We start from the raw sequence: 13,342 nt of genomic DNA on the forward strand, positions 1-13,342 counted from the left end.
TAAAATTCGAGAAAAATTTAATAAATCGGATACTAACTGGTACTTTTTTTGCTTCATATTATGTTCAAGTATTTATGCACCAGAAATTACTGCCTATGATACTGCATGCTGACCGATATTTCGAACACTATTATGAAGTTAAAAGCGATCTGGTATGCATAAACTGGCCTACCATTGAAACAATCTATTTGCCCGAAATTTTACATTCTGTAAGTATTCTGGTAGAAAATGTGGTGAATTATAACATCCGCAATTTACTGATAGATGCCAGCAAAGCTGAACTGCACGCCAGCCAGGAAGAAGCCAATGAAGTAGTGTTTCTGCTTACCAATGGGTTGGCCAAAAGTCGTCTCGAAAAGCTGGCCCGCGTAGAATCTAAAAATGTAAACCGCGAAATGATGTTGCGCCAGATGGCCTTGGAAATGAATCAGCGATACAACTATCAAACGCGCTTTTTTCAGGATGTAGATTCAGCCCGAAAGTGGATGGAAACAGACAATGCATTTGATAGGGAATTCTGAAGGAGAAACTTATAAATAAAAAAAGTCTGACTGCAATAGTCAGACTTTTTTGTTGCAAAAGCATAGCGTTTTACGGCACTACAATGCTGGCGCTCGTTTCGGCGTGTGCACTGAAATAACCAAGCGCATTGTTACTGATATTGCTTGTCGGGTTGGCTGGTGAACTGATCTGGCTGTTACCTAACTGGTCCTGTTCGCGGATATAGTTGAACATTTGTTCATTAATAGTTTGTAATACAATTTTAACGGAATCGCCGGATTTCAGCAACATGTCATTATCAAAAAAATCGCCATCCAGCAAGTTGCCATCCTGAAATTCATCGCTCAGGTATAGTAATTGATCCGAAGCTTTACCATTCACAATATAGAAGGCGCGATAATAGTTCTTTATGCCTGCAGGATCCTGAAAATTAATGACCACCGCTTTTTCCTTTTCGTTGAATCGGAATTTCTCTACTCGGATATCCAGAATGGTCACCGGCGCCGGCATACCGGAAACCGCATCAAATTGCTGATTGTCGATTATAACCCGTAGAAAATAATTCCGGCCGGGCACACCTTGTAACGTTTTAGTCAGGTAAGTTCCTGGCTCGGCTTCGGCTAAAGTATCAATATTTCCGGTATTGTCGCTGATAATTACCGTAGCATTAGTGATCGCAGGAAAAACATTCGGATCGTTAAAGCCGACGCTGCGCGAAAGTTTTACGGTGTACGGACCGGGCTGATCGCTAAGGTTTCCTTCTATCACAATGCGCGATTCCGAATCTTTCAATTTAATATCCAGTACCTTTTCGCAGGACGTTAAAAACGGTATGAAAAATGGCAGTAAAACTCTTAAAACGGTATGGTTTTGCTTAAAAAAAGTCAGATTCGGGAACATTAGAATTTAAAGTTATAGCTGAAAGATGGCACCATTTTGAACAAAGCAACTTGTTTAGCTTCGGTCCGGCTCGGGTCGGTTTCTGAAGGTTCGAACTGAATTACGTAGGCATTTTCGCGGGCGTAAGCGTTATAAATGGAGAAGCTCCAGCTCGATTCAAATTTCTCGGTTTTCTTCCGGATCCAGGTTGCGCCAATATCCAGGCGGTGGTAAGCCGGCATGCGATACGCGTTACGTTCGGTATAGAGATTTTCTACGCGCCCGTTGATCATGTATTTTCCGGCCGGGAATGTAATGGCATTGCCGGTGTAATAAACGAAGGTGGAAGATAAAGTCCATTTTTCGCTCAGGTTATAAATACCAACCACCGAAATATCGTGGGTACGATCTTGCTTGGCAGGGTAATAATTCCCGCTGTTGATATCGTCGAATTTGCGTTCTGAACGGGATAAGGTATACCCTACCCAACCGTTAAATTTACCGTATTTCTTCTTCAGGAAAAACTCTACGCCGTACGCCCGTCCCGCTCCGATCAGCAATTCGGCTTCTACATTTTCGTTGAAAGTCAGATGGGCGCCATCGCGGTAATCGATCTGATTTTTCAGGCTTTTGTAGTAAACTTCGGTAGAGAATTCGTAATGGTTTTCTTTAAAATTCCGGAAATAACCCAACGAAACCTGATCGGCAATGCCCTGTTTTACAAACGTACCGGAAGGAAGCCAAAGATCGGTTGGGCTGCCGGCGGTGGTGTTGGAAAGTAAGTGCAGGTATTGGGCGTTGCGGCCGTAAGAAGCTTTTATAGAATGTACTTCGCTTAGAATATAACTAAGCGCCACGCGCGGTTCCGGCACTACATACGTTTTTACAAATTTCCCGGAGCCATGAACGGTTGTGTCAACCGGTTCGCCTTCGGCATTGTTGGTGTAAAATGTTCCCGGTCCTAAAACACTGAAACTGGAAACCCGGAGGCCATAAGCCAGGTTCAGGTTTTCGGTAAATTTATAGTCGTGTGAAGCATAAACGGCATTTTCCAGGGAATAGCGGTTTGGCAATTTCTTGCTGTTAATACTGCTCGATTCACCGGCTGTAATCGCGCCTGGCACAATTTCGTGGTGAATGGCATTCAAGCCGAATTTAACAGTGCTGCGAGAATTTGGATAATATTCAAAATCCTGTTTCAGGTTCAGGTCGTTTATGCGGGAAATAATGTTGAATTTGGAAGTCCCGGCATTTACGTTCACGTTGTAATAGTAATTGCTGTAAATAAGTGAAGTATTCGAAAACATTTTCTCGCTGAATAAGTGGTTCCAGCGCAATGTACCGGTTGCATTTCCCCAATCGAAGCCAAACAGCTTTTTGAAACCGAGCATATCTTTTCCGAAATAACCCGAGAAATACAAACGGTTGTTTTCGTTTAACCGGTAATTGGCTTTGGCGTTAATGTCGTAGAAATAAAGCTTTGAATCGCGGATCGAACTATCAGGCGAAAGCTTCAGAAAAATATCGGCATAAGAGCGGCGAGCCGAGATCATGAACGAACCTTTATCTTTCACGATCGGGGCTTCCACGCTTAACCGCGAAGAAATTAAACCAATGCCCCCGCTAACTGCTAATTTCTGATTATTGCCGTCGTTCATTTTTATGTCAAGCACCGACGATAAACGTCCGCCGTATTCAGCCGGCATGCCGCCTTTGTAAACCGTTACGTTCTTGATCGCGTCGGAATTGAAAACTGAGAAAAAGCCTAATAAATGCGAGGCGTTATAAACCGGTGCTTCATCCAGCAAAATTAAATTCTGGTCGGAGCTACCGCCGCGTACGTAAAAACCACCGTTGCCCTCTCCTGCCGATTTTATGCCCGGTATCAGTTGCAAGGTTTTTATTACATCACGTTCTCCCATTAAAACCGGAATGGTATTGATCTCGCGCATATCGAGTTTTTCTACGCCCATCTGGGTTTGCACCACATTCTCGTTTTTGCGCGTGCTGGTAATTTCTACTTCCTGCAAGGTTCTTTCTTGCGCCAAAATACCGAAATCTAGCTTCTGATTCTGGTTCAGCGTAATCGTTTTCTGGTTTGGTTCATAACCGATGTATTGGGCAACCAGTGTGTATTTACCTTCGGGAATGGAAAGTGAATAAAAACCGTAGGAATTAGTAACGGCACCTGTTGCAGGCATTTCTTTTACTGCAACAGAAGCGCCGATCAGTTCTTCACCCGTGCGGGAATCGCGTACATAGCCGCTTATTGTGTATTTATTCTGAGCTAATGAAGGGAAAGAACTGACCAGGAAAAACAGAATGAAAAGCCATTTCCCGGTATTAAAATAAAATATTTTAGACATGTAACTGATTGATGAATTTACCTGCAAAATTGACGATTAAAATGAAGAGATTTTAGTTTTAAGGTAATTTTATATACCGTTTTTAATTCCTGAAGAAAACACAGTAACTAGAATGGCTTCATATCCTTTAACAGAAAACTTGTTATTTTGTTTAATACAATGGTATTGTTATTCAACAAAAATAATAGCAATATTTAGAAAATTAAGGTGAAGGATAAAATATTAACTGACTTTTGGAGTTGGTTTACAGCGTTTCAACGAAGTTTCATATAATTTCTGATTCATAGTATCTCATTTAAATTAAGTGAAGCAGCTTTAGTAACAGATTACCGGAGCTATATTGCTAATACAAGTTTCCGGCCCGAAACCCTACCTTATGGCACAAAAAAAACCTGAACCGATTAACAGTCAGGTTTTTATTATGATGAACAATTTTGAATTACAGCATCTTGAAAATTAATATTCCTGCTCGATCCTTTCCGGTTCATCGTCGCTCATGGCGCGGTCTACCAATGTTCCGGCGGCTGCCAGGGCAACGGCAATTACCAGCGCCGGCCAGAAACCATGCACTTTGAAATTGCTTACCATTTTATCTACAAGCTTAATTACGATAGCCGTTACAATTAACCGCACTAAAAATTCAAGAAAAAACAAGGTAACCAGGTTTAGCGGAAAACGCATAAGCAGCCCAATGGTGGCATTTAAAATACCTATTAAAAAGGCTACCCAAAGTGCAGTTTTGAAGCTTTTTACCTCGATCTGCGGCATCATGTACGCTAAAAGTACCAAAACGCCGGCACTAACCAGCAGGTTTACAATAAATTCGATCATAGTTTTATCAGGTTTGTTGAGTTTAAAGTGCAACATACGGAAGCCGGAAATTTTGGGTAATGATCAGCTTTATTTTTTACCGGTTTTCTTTAACCAGTCGGCAAACTCTTTCTCAAATTTCTGCACTTTGGGTTTCGCCACCGAAACTACGTATGGGTCTTTCGGATTTTTGGCGTAATAATCCTGGTGGTAGTTTTCGGCGGGCCAGAATTGCGTATAGGGTACCAGTTGCGTTACGATCTTGTTTTTGAATTTCCCGCTCTTGCTTAATTGCGCCAGGTAGTTTTCGGCTTGTTGCTTTTGCTGCGGCGAATGATAAAATATGACCGAACGGTATTGTTTGCCAATGTCAGGCCCTTGCCGGTTTAGCGTAGTTGGATCGTGGGTGGCAAAATGCACTTTCAGCAGATCTGCGTAAGAAATTTGTTGCGGATCGAAGGTAATCTGCACCGATTCTGCGTGGCTGGTTTTGCCGGCACTTACCTCTTTGTAATTTGGGTTCTTTTCTTTGCCACCACAATAACCCGAAACAACCCGTTGCACCCCTTTTAAACGCTCAAAATAAGCTTCTGTACACCAGAAACAACCGCCGGCAAAGGTAGCAATTTCAACTTTACCGGCTACGTCGGCATCCAGATTTTCAGGCTCTTTTGGTTTATCAGGCGGCGGAATAACCTGCGCAAAACTGAAAAACGGTAGCAAAATTGCCAGCAAAAGTATAAGCAGAATTCCGGGTTTTAGCTTCATAAACCATAGCGTTTTTCTCTATACTATTTAACCTTTTTCATTGAAAATTGTTTAGCCTGTTAATATTTATATTTATCATAATAATTGAACTATAAGAAATAAAAAAAGCCTGCTGCAATTGCAACAAGCTTTGGAAGATCATATCTTTCAAAATTAAAGCGGATAGTAAATTTCCGTCAGCCATTTGGCAGGATCTTTTTCTTTGCCCGGGTCGGTTACGTAAACTTCCCACGGCGCACCTTTTACTTGTTTATTATTTTCCTGCAGCCATTTATCCATGGCCATATGTGCGTTGTAAGTACCTTCGTAAGGACCGTAATGTGAGATCATAGCAACCGGGCCGCCTTTTACTTTTTTGGCCACAATTTCGCCATTGGTTTTTCCAGCTTTATTTACCGGAATAATCGCTTCAAATTCAATGGCTTTCGGGTCGTATTTGTGGTAAATGGCAGATGGATGACCGGCAAATTCAAGCTTGTTTTTCTGCATTTCAGCTACCATTCTGCCATACAGTTCGCCTAATTTATCAGAAAGTTCTTCCTGGCTGCAAACCGTTTTTATTGAAAGTACCTGTACCGTTGGAACCGCTTTTTCTACTACCGCAAACGCAGGCGCAGCTGGCATTTTTTCCACTACCTCTTTCAGATTGTTCAGACCTTTTTCGAAATCTTTGCCCAGCATATCGTCCATGAACAGGTTCATGTATTTAGATGGAACATAAAATTGCCACGGCATATCTTTCGAATCAGAATCCATGATCCAGGTTACTTTGGTACCTTCTGAAACCGGCTCGAATTTATATTCTGCGAATGAAGTACCCATATCGCCAAAATCCATAGCCGTTTTAATGTTCTGGCTCGATTTACTTTCGGCAATGGTTAGCGAACCGTTACCAAGCTCTTCACTGATCCAGCTATATTTGGCGCCCTGCCCTGCCTGCGGACCTTCGTAAGTCAGCTGCATGTTTGAGTCCATCTGGTGCCAAGGCGACCATTTCTCCCAGTTTTTCAGGTTGTTTACCTGTTCGAAAGTTGTTTCGGCATTGGCTTTCATGATCAGCGAGCGCTCAACACGTACTTTGCCTGGCAGCAGGAAACTAACCGCGATTAAAAGCGCGATCAGCCCCAGAAAACCCAAACCGAGTTTTTTCAAAAGTTTCATAAAAAGAATTAGTGGTTAGAGAAGTTTATATTGCAACGTCGAAACTAATACTATTCCGGAAACGGTGCAAACAATTTTCCGCCAATGGAATTTTCTTTCCGCGAATTGGAAAATGTACTAACTTTTTTTTCCGAAAAACGGTACTGTTTTAGAACTCAAAACTAAATGAAGCCATGAAAAATATCCTGACCCGATTTATTGTTCCGCTTTTATTTGTAGCAACCGGGATCATGGCAATTGTGCAGGAACGGGATTACTGGGAAGCTGCCAGTTGGTTTTGCTTTGCGGTAACGGTGCTTATTTTTGCCTTCGGATCTGCTAATAAACCAATATCAAAAAATACCCGGCTGCTAGCTTATTTTTTCGGATTGGCAGGTATAATCTTGCTCATTCTCCGGCTTACCAATGTACTGCCGGAACCGGTTCGGCCATTGCCTTAATCAGGTAAGCGGTTTATTTATAATTTTTCCGAAACAGCAAACAGCCACTTTTTAAAATATTATCATTTAACTTAAAAAGGTCTTCTTGGTTCGGCATAGAGTTTTTCGGGCTTTACCCCTACCGTTTCCATTTCCGGATATCGCAAGGCCGTTAATTTGCCCCCAAAAACGCAGCCGGTATCAATATTCATGGTGTTGTTTACCAACAGTGGTTCGCGCACCGGTGTATGCCCGAAAACAATAAACGGTTTGCCGGCATAATCTTTTGCCCAGTTTAAGCGCTGCGGCAAGCCGTATTCATCCAATTTTCCGGTAGTGGGGCCGAACAAAGCCATTTCCCGGGCGCGCTTGCTGTTTGGGTCGTGGAATTTTTCAGGTAAGCCTGCGTGCGCAATCAGGAGTTTATTATCGTCGAACCAAAGCAAATGCGGCAACATTTCCAGGAAACGACGTACGCGAATGGAAAACTGCGGCGGTTCATGCTCGAGTTGCGCCAGCGTGGTATCGAGCCCGTGGTTTATCTGCACATTCCGGCCCATGAGTTTGCGCATCAATTTATCGTCGTGGTTGCCAATTACAGCAAAAGCTTTGTGCTGCCCCACTGAGTGCATAACCAGTTTCAGAACGCCCGGCGAATCGGGCCCGCGGTCCACAAAATCGCCTACAAAAGCCAGTTTCCGGTCTTCCGGGTGAGTAATTTCGGGAGTATTGCCGTGCGGGTGTTGAACTTCGTAACCAAGTTTTGCCAGCAGCGCCAGCAATTCCGGGTAACAGCCGTGCACATCGCCGATAATATCTAAAAATTTGCTTTGTGGCATGCTGGAAATTAAGGTTTAAAATTGAATGTGTTCTTAAACTTACTGTAAAGGTTTTGGGTTACCGATATCTGAAATTCTGCTTTGCGAAAACGCTATCAATTCCGGAAAAAAAAGTCTGAATTCCTGGTCGTAAAGTTCATAATGCTTTTTCAGTTCCTGCGCGGCGTTTTCCATGCCGGAAACAAAAGTGGTGCGCCTGCTTAAGCCAGTAAGCGCCTGGTTTATGCCGTGCAATTCCGCGTAACTTAAAAGCCAGTTGTGTTGCATCATGTGGGGTAAAAACTGTTTTACGCGCTCCGGTAAAATTTGCCAGTTTTGCTGCAAAACGCTATACTTTTCTTCGGTAAAAGTGCGGAGCGGCTGTTTAGAAAAAGCTTTAAAATTGGCGGCTAAAAAATGATCGTAATAAATATCGGCAATTACCGGCGCGTATTTTCCGAACTCCGGGCGCAAACGGTTTTTGGTTTCGGCCACTACATTATTCATATCAGTATAAGCATCAATTTCGCGGTGCAGCACAATGCCACGTTGAATACCTTCCGAAAATTGTAAGATCTGTTTTCCGCGCACCGCATCGGCAATAAAATTCCCGATCATTAATTCGGTATCGGGGCCGGAAAGAAAAATATGCGCGAGGTAGTTCAAGGTAATTATTCGTTTTTAAGTCCATTAATTTCTTCCAATACGAGCTGTTTCCAGATCTTATTACTGCAAACTTTTCAGGCTGCATACAGTTTTTCACGAAAAGTGCTTCTTTATTAAAACTACAAACTTTTATCGACCGTATGCACAAATCTATTTAATAAATTCACTACTATGGAAAACACGCAAAACAAAGCCGAAGGGCTGAAAATGCTGAAAGAAAAAATAAAAGATATAAAAGTGGCCATGCTGACTTCCGTTAATGCGGATGGTTCGCTGCATACGCGCCCTATGCAAACGCAGGAAATGAAAGACGACAGAATACTGTGGTTTTTTACAGGCAAAAATTCCGAGAAAATAGCAGAAATTAAAAACGATTCGCACGTGAGTTTAGGCTATGCAGATCCGGGCAGCAATACGTATGTAGCCGTTTGTGGCCGCGCTTCTTTGGTTACCGACCAAGCCAAGATCGACGAACTCTGGAGCGAAATACTGAAAGCCTGGTTTCCGGAAGGCAAAACTGACCCCAATATTGCTTTGCTAAAAGTATCTATAGACAGCGCTGAATACTGGGATTCCCCAAGCAGCAATATGGTGCAACTTTTTGGCATGGCCAAAGCCATGGTTACCGGCGAACCTTACAAACCCGGTCCCGGCGAACATGGGAAGATCAATGCATAATTACATTATCACTTATAAGTAAAGGGAGTTTAAAGCTCCCTTTTTTATTAAAAAACGCTACCTTTTTGCTTCCGAAAACTGCTCATAAATTGGATCCGAATTCCTTGCCGGCTGCTTTTACAACCATTACCATTTTTGGCCTGAAACCCGGAAATATGCGTTGGGGTTTAGCGCAAATGGGCAAAATGCCTTTAAAATTAAAAAATGTTCCGGGCCTTAAATTCTTTAAAATGATGGGCAGCGGCAATGGTTTGGGCTTCAGTTTAACTCCAAACCTGAACCGATACGGCTTACTCTGCGTCTGGCAAAATGAGGATGCAGCTTCGAGTTTTTTCGCTGAAAACATAGCGTTTTTAAACTACCTCCAGCATACTTCCGAGCACTGGACCATCTGGCTAAAACCTTTACAGGCGCACGGACTTTGGGATGGCGTAAATCCATTTTCCGAAGCTGATGCAACGTTAAAAACGGATGGCCCAATTGCAGCTTTAACCCGCGCGACTATTCGCTTGCAAGCACTTCCCTCCTTCTGGAAAAACGTTCCGCAAACCAGCCATGCCTTAAAGGAAGCAGCAGGTTTATTATGCTCCGTTGGTTTAGGTGAATTACCGTTTATCCGGCAGGCAACGTTCAGCGTTTGGGAAAGTGCCGAAGCGCTGAAGCAATACGCTTACAAAAATGCGCTGCATAAAGAAGTGATCAAACGCACGCGCGAAGAAAACTGGTATAAGGAAGAATTGTTTGCGCGGTTTGTTCCGGTAAAATCAGAAGGTTTGTGGCATGGCCGGAATCCGGTAACACTGTAGTGATCAAGGAAATTTTTTACATTCCTGTAAGCCTATAAAGTTTTTAAGAGTCTGAGATTTCTCAATCGTCAACCAGTGGTTTAATATTCTGGTTAACCTGAAATAAATTTCCAGGATCGTATTTGGTTTTGATCCGCTCTAAACGCGCGTAGTTTCCCCCGTAAGTAGCCCTGATGCGGTCTTCACCTTCTTCCATCATAAAGTTAATATAGGCACCGCCGGCGCCGTATGGATGGAGAGCATTGTAATAATCCCTGGCCCAGGAAACAACTTTTTCTTTATTTGCCGGTTCGGGATCTACGCCAACAATTACCTGCGCCCAGATAGCATCACGGAAATTCCAGGCCATATCGGTTTTTGCAGGTTTGTGCGCTGCGCCGTTTATCGGGTAAAGGTGCATGGTAGAGAACAAAGACGGAAATTTATTCGCAAATTCTAAATGCCGGTCAATTGCTTCATCCGGTAATTCATTCACGAAATCGGCTTTCCAATACCATTGGTAGCCAGGCGGGTAAAGTGCATCGAACATGGTCTGGAGCGCCGGGTGCGGAATTGGGCCCACAAAATCGATAGCCGGCGTTTTAAAATCCCTGATAGGCTTGAATATTTTTTCGGCCTCAGCCAGATCGCCGGTATAGCACCATACAATGCCGCACATTGTTTTCGTATGATATTCCTGCGGAAAAGGCTCTACGGGGGGAACTTTCAGAAAGGCGAAAAATCCGTTCAGATCCTCGGGAGCATCTTTTATAAAATCACGGTACCATTGCATTATTTCTTTAGCCTGATCGAGTTCCCAAAGCATAGGCCCGCTGTATGTGGTATCTACCGGGTGCAGCTTAAAATGAAAAGCGGTAACCACTCCGAAATTTCCGCCACCCCCCCGGATAGCCCAGAACAGATCTTCATGGGAATTTTTATTGGCGTGTACAAAACTGCCGTCGGCCAGCACGATATCTGCACCAATTAAATTATCGATCGTAAGACCATATTTACGCGTTAAATGCCCGATACCACCGCCAAGGGTAAGTCCGCCAACCCCTGTAGTAGAAATTATACCACCGGGCGTTGCCAAACCAAAAGCATGTGCCGCATGATCGAAATCGCCGAAAGTGCAACCACCCTCCACCCAGGCAGTTTTTTCTTCCGGATCGATACGGATTCCTTTCATGTGCGATAGATCAATCACCAAACCATCGTCGCAGGTTCCCAGTCCGGGGCCGTTATGACCGCCACCTCTTATGGCCAGTAAAAGTTTTTGTTCCCGGGCGAAATTCACACAATAAATAACGTCTGCTACGTTGGCGCACCTTGCAATATACAGGGGCCGCTTATCAATCATACCATTATAAACTTTGCGGGCATCGTCATAGCCGGCATCGCTTTTCTGAATCAGTTCACCCCGTAACCGGGATTTCAGCGCTGTAATTACTGGTTCATCCTGCATAAGTCTATCACATTAAAAAGTATTACTTCCCTTTAAAAGCAATTTCACCAAGTATTTGTTTAGAAATTCACAACCACCTATCCTGCTTTCACCAGCAATGAATGGCTACCGGCAAAAAATAAAACTTACGAACTGATCTGGATTAGCTCTAAGTGGGAATAATCCGTTTGAATATGCTCTCAACACTAGAATAAACCGGTTACTTTTTGAAGTAAAAATTCGTTTTTCCCATTTAAAAATTTTTAGCCAGCGTTTTTTTAGATTACCTTATGTAAATTCTTGGAAAAATAAAACATTGTAAATAGCTTCTTGTTAATGCATTATTAAATTATTATCAATATAAATAAAAAAAATGCAACCTTTTATTCTTTTTAGCATTATATAATTTATTGCGAAGCTTTATAAACATGAAACTGAATTATTAAGCCATAAAGCCTAAGATCTATTTTTTCTTTCAAATAACTAAATTGTTTCCTCATAACATACAAAAACACGAATTAATAAACAGACCAAATAGTAAATATGATTTAAAATCTTCTTTACATGAGAAAACTTATATTTATATATGCCCTGACTATTTTCTTTTGCCAAAAAGCATGGGCACAGTTTTCTTCTGTAACGGATTTAGAATCGGTAATAATCAATACCGATACCAAAGAAAAACCTCAGTCTAAAGTATGGATGCACGACGGCAAATACTGGATGGTATTGCCAAATATAGCAGGAACACACGTGTGGCGGCTGGATGGCACCACCTGGACCAATGTACTTACTATATCATCTTCTGAAAATGGACGGGCCGATTGTAAAGTTGCAGGCGATCTGGTTCATGTTTTCCTTTACCGCAAATCGACTTCATATTTAGTTTCTATTGAGTATGTGCCGGAAATAAAAACTTATAAACCTTGGTCTCTCAGGCCTTTTCGGGTTCCGGTATTAATAGATACTACCGCCGAAACCGCTACCATAGATATTGACACTGCAGGTAGAATGTGGCTGGCCTCCGATATTGACACCACCATTATAGCCATGTGGAGCGATCCGCCTTATAGCAACTGGAGCAAGCCCATTGTAATAGCTTCTAATGTACTTCCAGACGATATAGGTGCCGTTACTGCGTTCCCTATGTTCAATAAGATCGGGATTTTCTGGTCGAATCAACGCACCAAACGTTTTGGCTTTAAATTACATCCGGATGGTGCTCCGCCCGAGCGATGGTCAACAGATGAAGTTCCGGCTGGAAAATCGGCGCTTAATATTGGTGCAGGTATGGCCGATGATCATATGAACATGACGTTGGGCAGGGATGGCACGTTGTATTGCGCCGTAAAAACCAGTTACGACAAGAGCGGATATCCCAGGCTTGGACTTTTAATTCGACGGCCGAACGGTGTCTGGGACAATCTCTATGAGATTTCCGATATTGGGACCCGGCCTATTGTTTTACTATCTGAAAGCATTGGCAAAGTAAGGGTGGTTTTTTCTGCGTCTGAGAACGGCGGTGATATTTTGTATAAAGAATCGGTTATTTCACGCATTAATTTCGGGCCGACTTTCACGCTGATTCCAGGGAAATACAATAGCAGTACCAGCATTAAAAACAACAACAACTTAGAAGCTGTAATTTTAGCATCAGAACCATTAAGAGCCGTTGGGGTGCACGTTGCAGATGATCTGAGTGGTTTACCGGAACTCGAAGCAGTTCCCAACCCGCTTCATTCAGGTTATTCTACGATAAGCTTTACGGTTCCGGCTAACAGCGAATATTCCATAACCTTGCAAAATATGGCCGGAAAACTGATACGAATACTGAAAGGTTATGCCATTACCGAAGAAAAACATTCCATAAATATAGAAGCCACCCAAATTCCTTTAGGAATTTATGTTCTCAGGCTGCAAACAGATAAAAGTAGTAAGAGCCTGAAAATTATGCGAAATTGAACGATTCCTTTAATGATTAAAAATTTCAGATTAACAATTTGATCAGTTTTTTGCTTTAAAACCATAGCGTTTTTTAATGATC

13 protein-coding genes are annotated in these 13,342 nt (G+C 42.6%); 5 read left to right on the forward strand and 8 right to left on the reverse strand.

Features of this window, described 5'->3' with window-relative positions; translation table 11 throughout:
* Window positions 1-95: 95 nt before the first annotated feature.
* On the forward strand, window positions 96-521 hold the full coding sequence (locus ACFPIB_RS06390) for a hypothetical protein (protein WP_378016601.1): 426 nt from the start codon (window positions 96-98) through the stop codon (window positions 519-521).
* Window positions 522-591: 70 nt separating this feature from the next.
* Here ACFPIB_RS06390 and ACFPIB_RS06395 read toward each other — a convergent pair whose 3' ends face one another.
* The 5 genes from ACFPIB_RS06395 to ACFPIB_RS06415 all read right to left on the reverse strand — a co-directional run bounded on the left by ACFPIB_RS06395 (window position 592) and on the right by ACFPIB_RS06415 (window position 6,485).
* A complete protein-coding gene (locus tag ACFPIB_RS06395; protein WP_378016602.1) occupies window positions 592-1,401 on the reverse strand; it encodes a DUF4249 domain-containing protein in 810 nt (269 codons plus the stop codon).
* Window positions 1,401-3,746 (reverse strand): TonB-dependent receptor, encoded by a 2,346-nt coding sequence (locus tag ACFPIB_RS06400; RefSeq protein ID WP_378016603.1) that lies wholly within the window; start codon window positions 3,744-3,746, stop codon window positions 1,401-1,403. Before ACFPIB_RS06400 ends, ACFPIB_RS06395 begins: the two co-directional genes overlap by 1 nt.
* A gap of 456 nt (window positions 3,747-4,202) precedes the next feature.
* The gene (locus ACFPIB_RS06405) at window positions 4,203-4,577 is read right to left on the reverse strand and encodes a phage holin family protein (protein ID WP_378016604.1); all 375 of its coding nucleotides are present in this window, start codon (window positions 4,575-4,577) and stop codon (window positions 4,203-4,205) included.
* A gap of 69 nt (window positions 4,578-4,646) precedes the next feature.
* Window positions 4,647-5,324: a peptide-methionine (S)-S-oxide reductase MsrA gene (gene msrA / locus ACFPIB_RS06410; RefSeq protein ID WP_378016605.1), complete on the reverse strand. Its 678-nt coding sequence runs from the start codon at window positions 5,322-5,324 to the stop codon at window positions 4,647-4,649.
* 153 nt (window positions 5,325-5,477) lie between these two features.
* Entirely contained in the window at window positions 5,478-6,485 is a 1,008-nt protein-coding gene (locus ACFPIB_RS06415; protein ID WP_378016606.1) for an SRPBCC family protein, read from the reverse strand.
* A gap of 173 nt (window positions 6,486-6,658) precedes the next feature.
* Between ACFPIB_RS06415 and ACFPIB_RS06420 the strand changes: the two genes are divergently transcribed.
* Entirely contained in the window at window positions 6,659-6,925 is a 267-nt protein-coding gene (locus ACFPIB_RS06420) for a hypothetical protein (RefSeq protein ID WP_378016607.1), read from the forward strand.
* Window positions 6,926-6,996: 71 nt separating this feature from the next.
* On the opposite strand, the gene prpE is transcribed toward ACFPIB_RS06420, so the two are convergent.
* A complete protein-coding gene (gene prpE / locus ACFPIB_RS06425; protein ID WP_378016608.1) occupies window positions 6,997-7,743 on the reverse strand; it encodes a bis(5'-nucleosyl)-tetraphosphatase PrpE in 747 nt (248 codons plus the stop codon).
* 39 nt (window positions 7,744-7,782) lie between these two features.
* Window positions 7,783-8,388 (reverse strand): acyl carrier protein phosphodiesterase, encoded by a 606-nt coding sequence (locus tag ACFPIB_RS06430; protein ID WP_378016609.1) that lies wholly within the window; start codon window positions 8,386-8,388, stop codon window positions 7,783-7,785.
* A gap of 171 nt (window positions 8,389-8,559) precedes the next feature.
* On the opposite strand from ACFPIB_RS06430, the gene ACFPIB_RS06435 reads away from it, so the two are divergent.
* On the forward strand, window positions 8,560-9,066 hold the full coding sequence (locus ACFPIB_RS06435; RefSeq protein ID WP_378016610.1) for a pyridoxamine 5'-phosphate oxidase family protein: 507 nt from the start codon (window positions 8,560-8,562) through the stop codon (window positions 9,064-9,066).
* A gap of 89 nt (window positions 9,067-9,155) precedes the next feature.
* Complete coding sequence (locus tag ACFPIB_RS06440; protein ID WP_378016611.1) at window positions 9,156-9,872, forward strand: spheroidene monooxygenase; 717 nt, start codon at window positions 9,156-9,158, stop codon at window positions 9,870-9,872.
* A gap of 61 nt (window positions 9,873-9,933) precedes the next feature.
* Here ACFPIB_RS06440 and ACFPIB_RS06445 read toward each other — a convergent pair whose 3' ends face one another.
* Entirely contained in the window at window positions 9,934-11,319 is a 1,386-nt protein-coding gene (locus ACFPIB_RS06445; protein ID WP_378016612.1) for an FAD-binding oxidoreductase, read from the reverse strand.
* Window positions 11,320-11,862: 543 nt separating this feature from the next.
* Between ACFPIB_RS06445 and ACFPIB_RS06450 the strand changes: the two genes are divergently transcribed.
* Window positions 11,863-13,260, forward strand: coding sequence for a T9SS type A sorting domain-containing protein (locus tag ACFPIB_RS06450; protein WP_378016613.1), 1,398 nt, complete (start codon window positions 11,863-11,865; stop codon window positions 13,258-13,260).
* Window positions 13,261-13,342: the final 82 nt, after the last annotated feature.

Source organism: Adhaeribacter terreus, assembly GCF_042657365.1.
GTDB lineage: Bacteria > Bacteroidota > Bacteroidia > Cytophagales > Hymenobacteraceae > Adhaeribacter_A > Adhaeribacter_A terreus.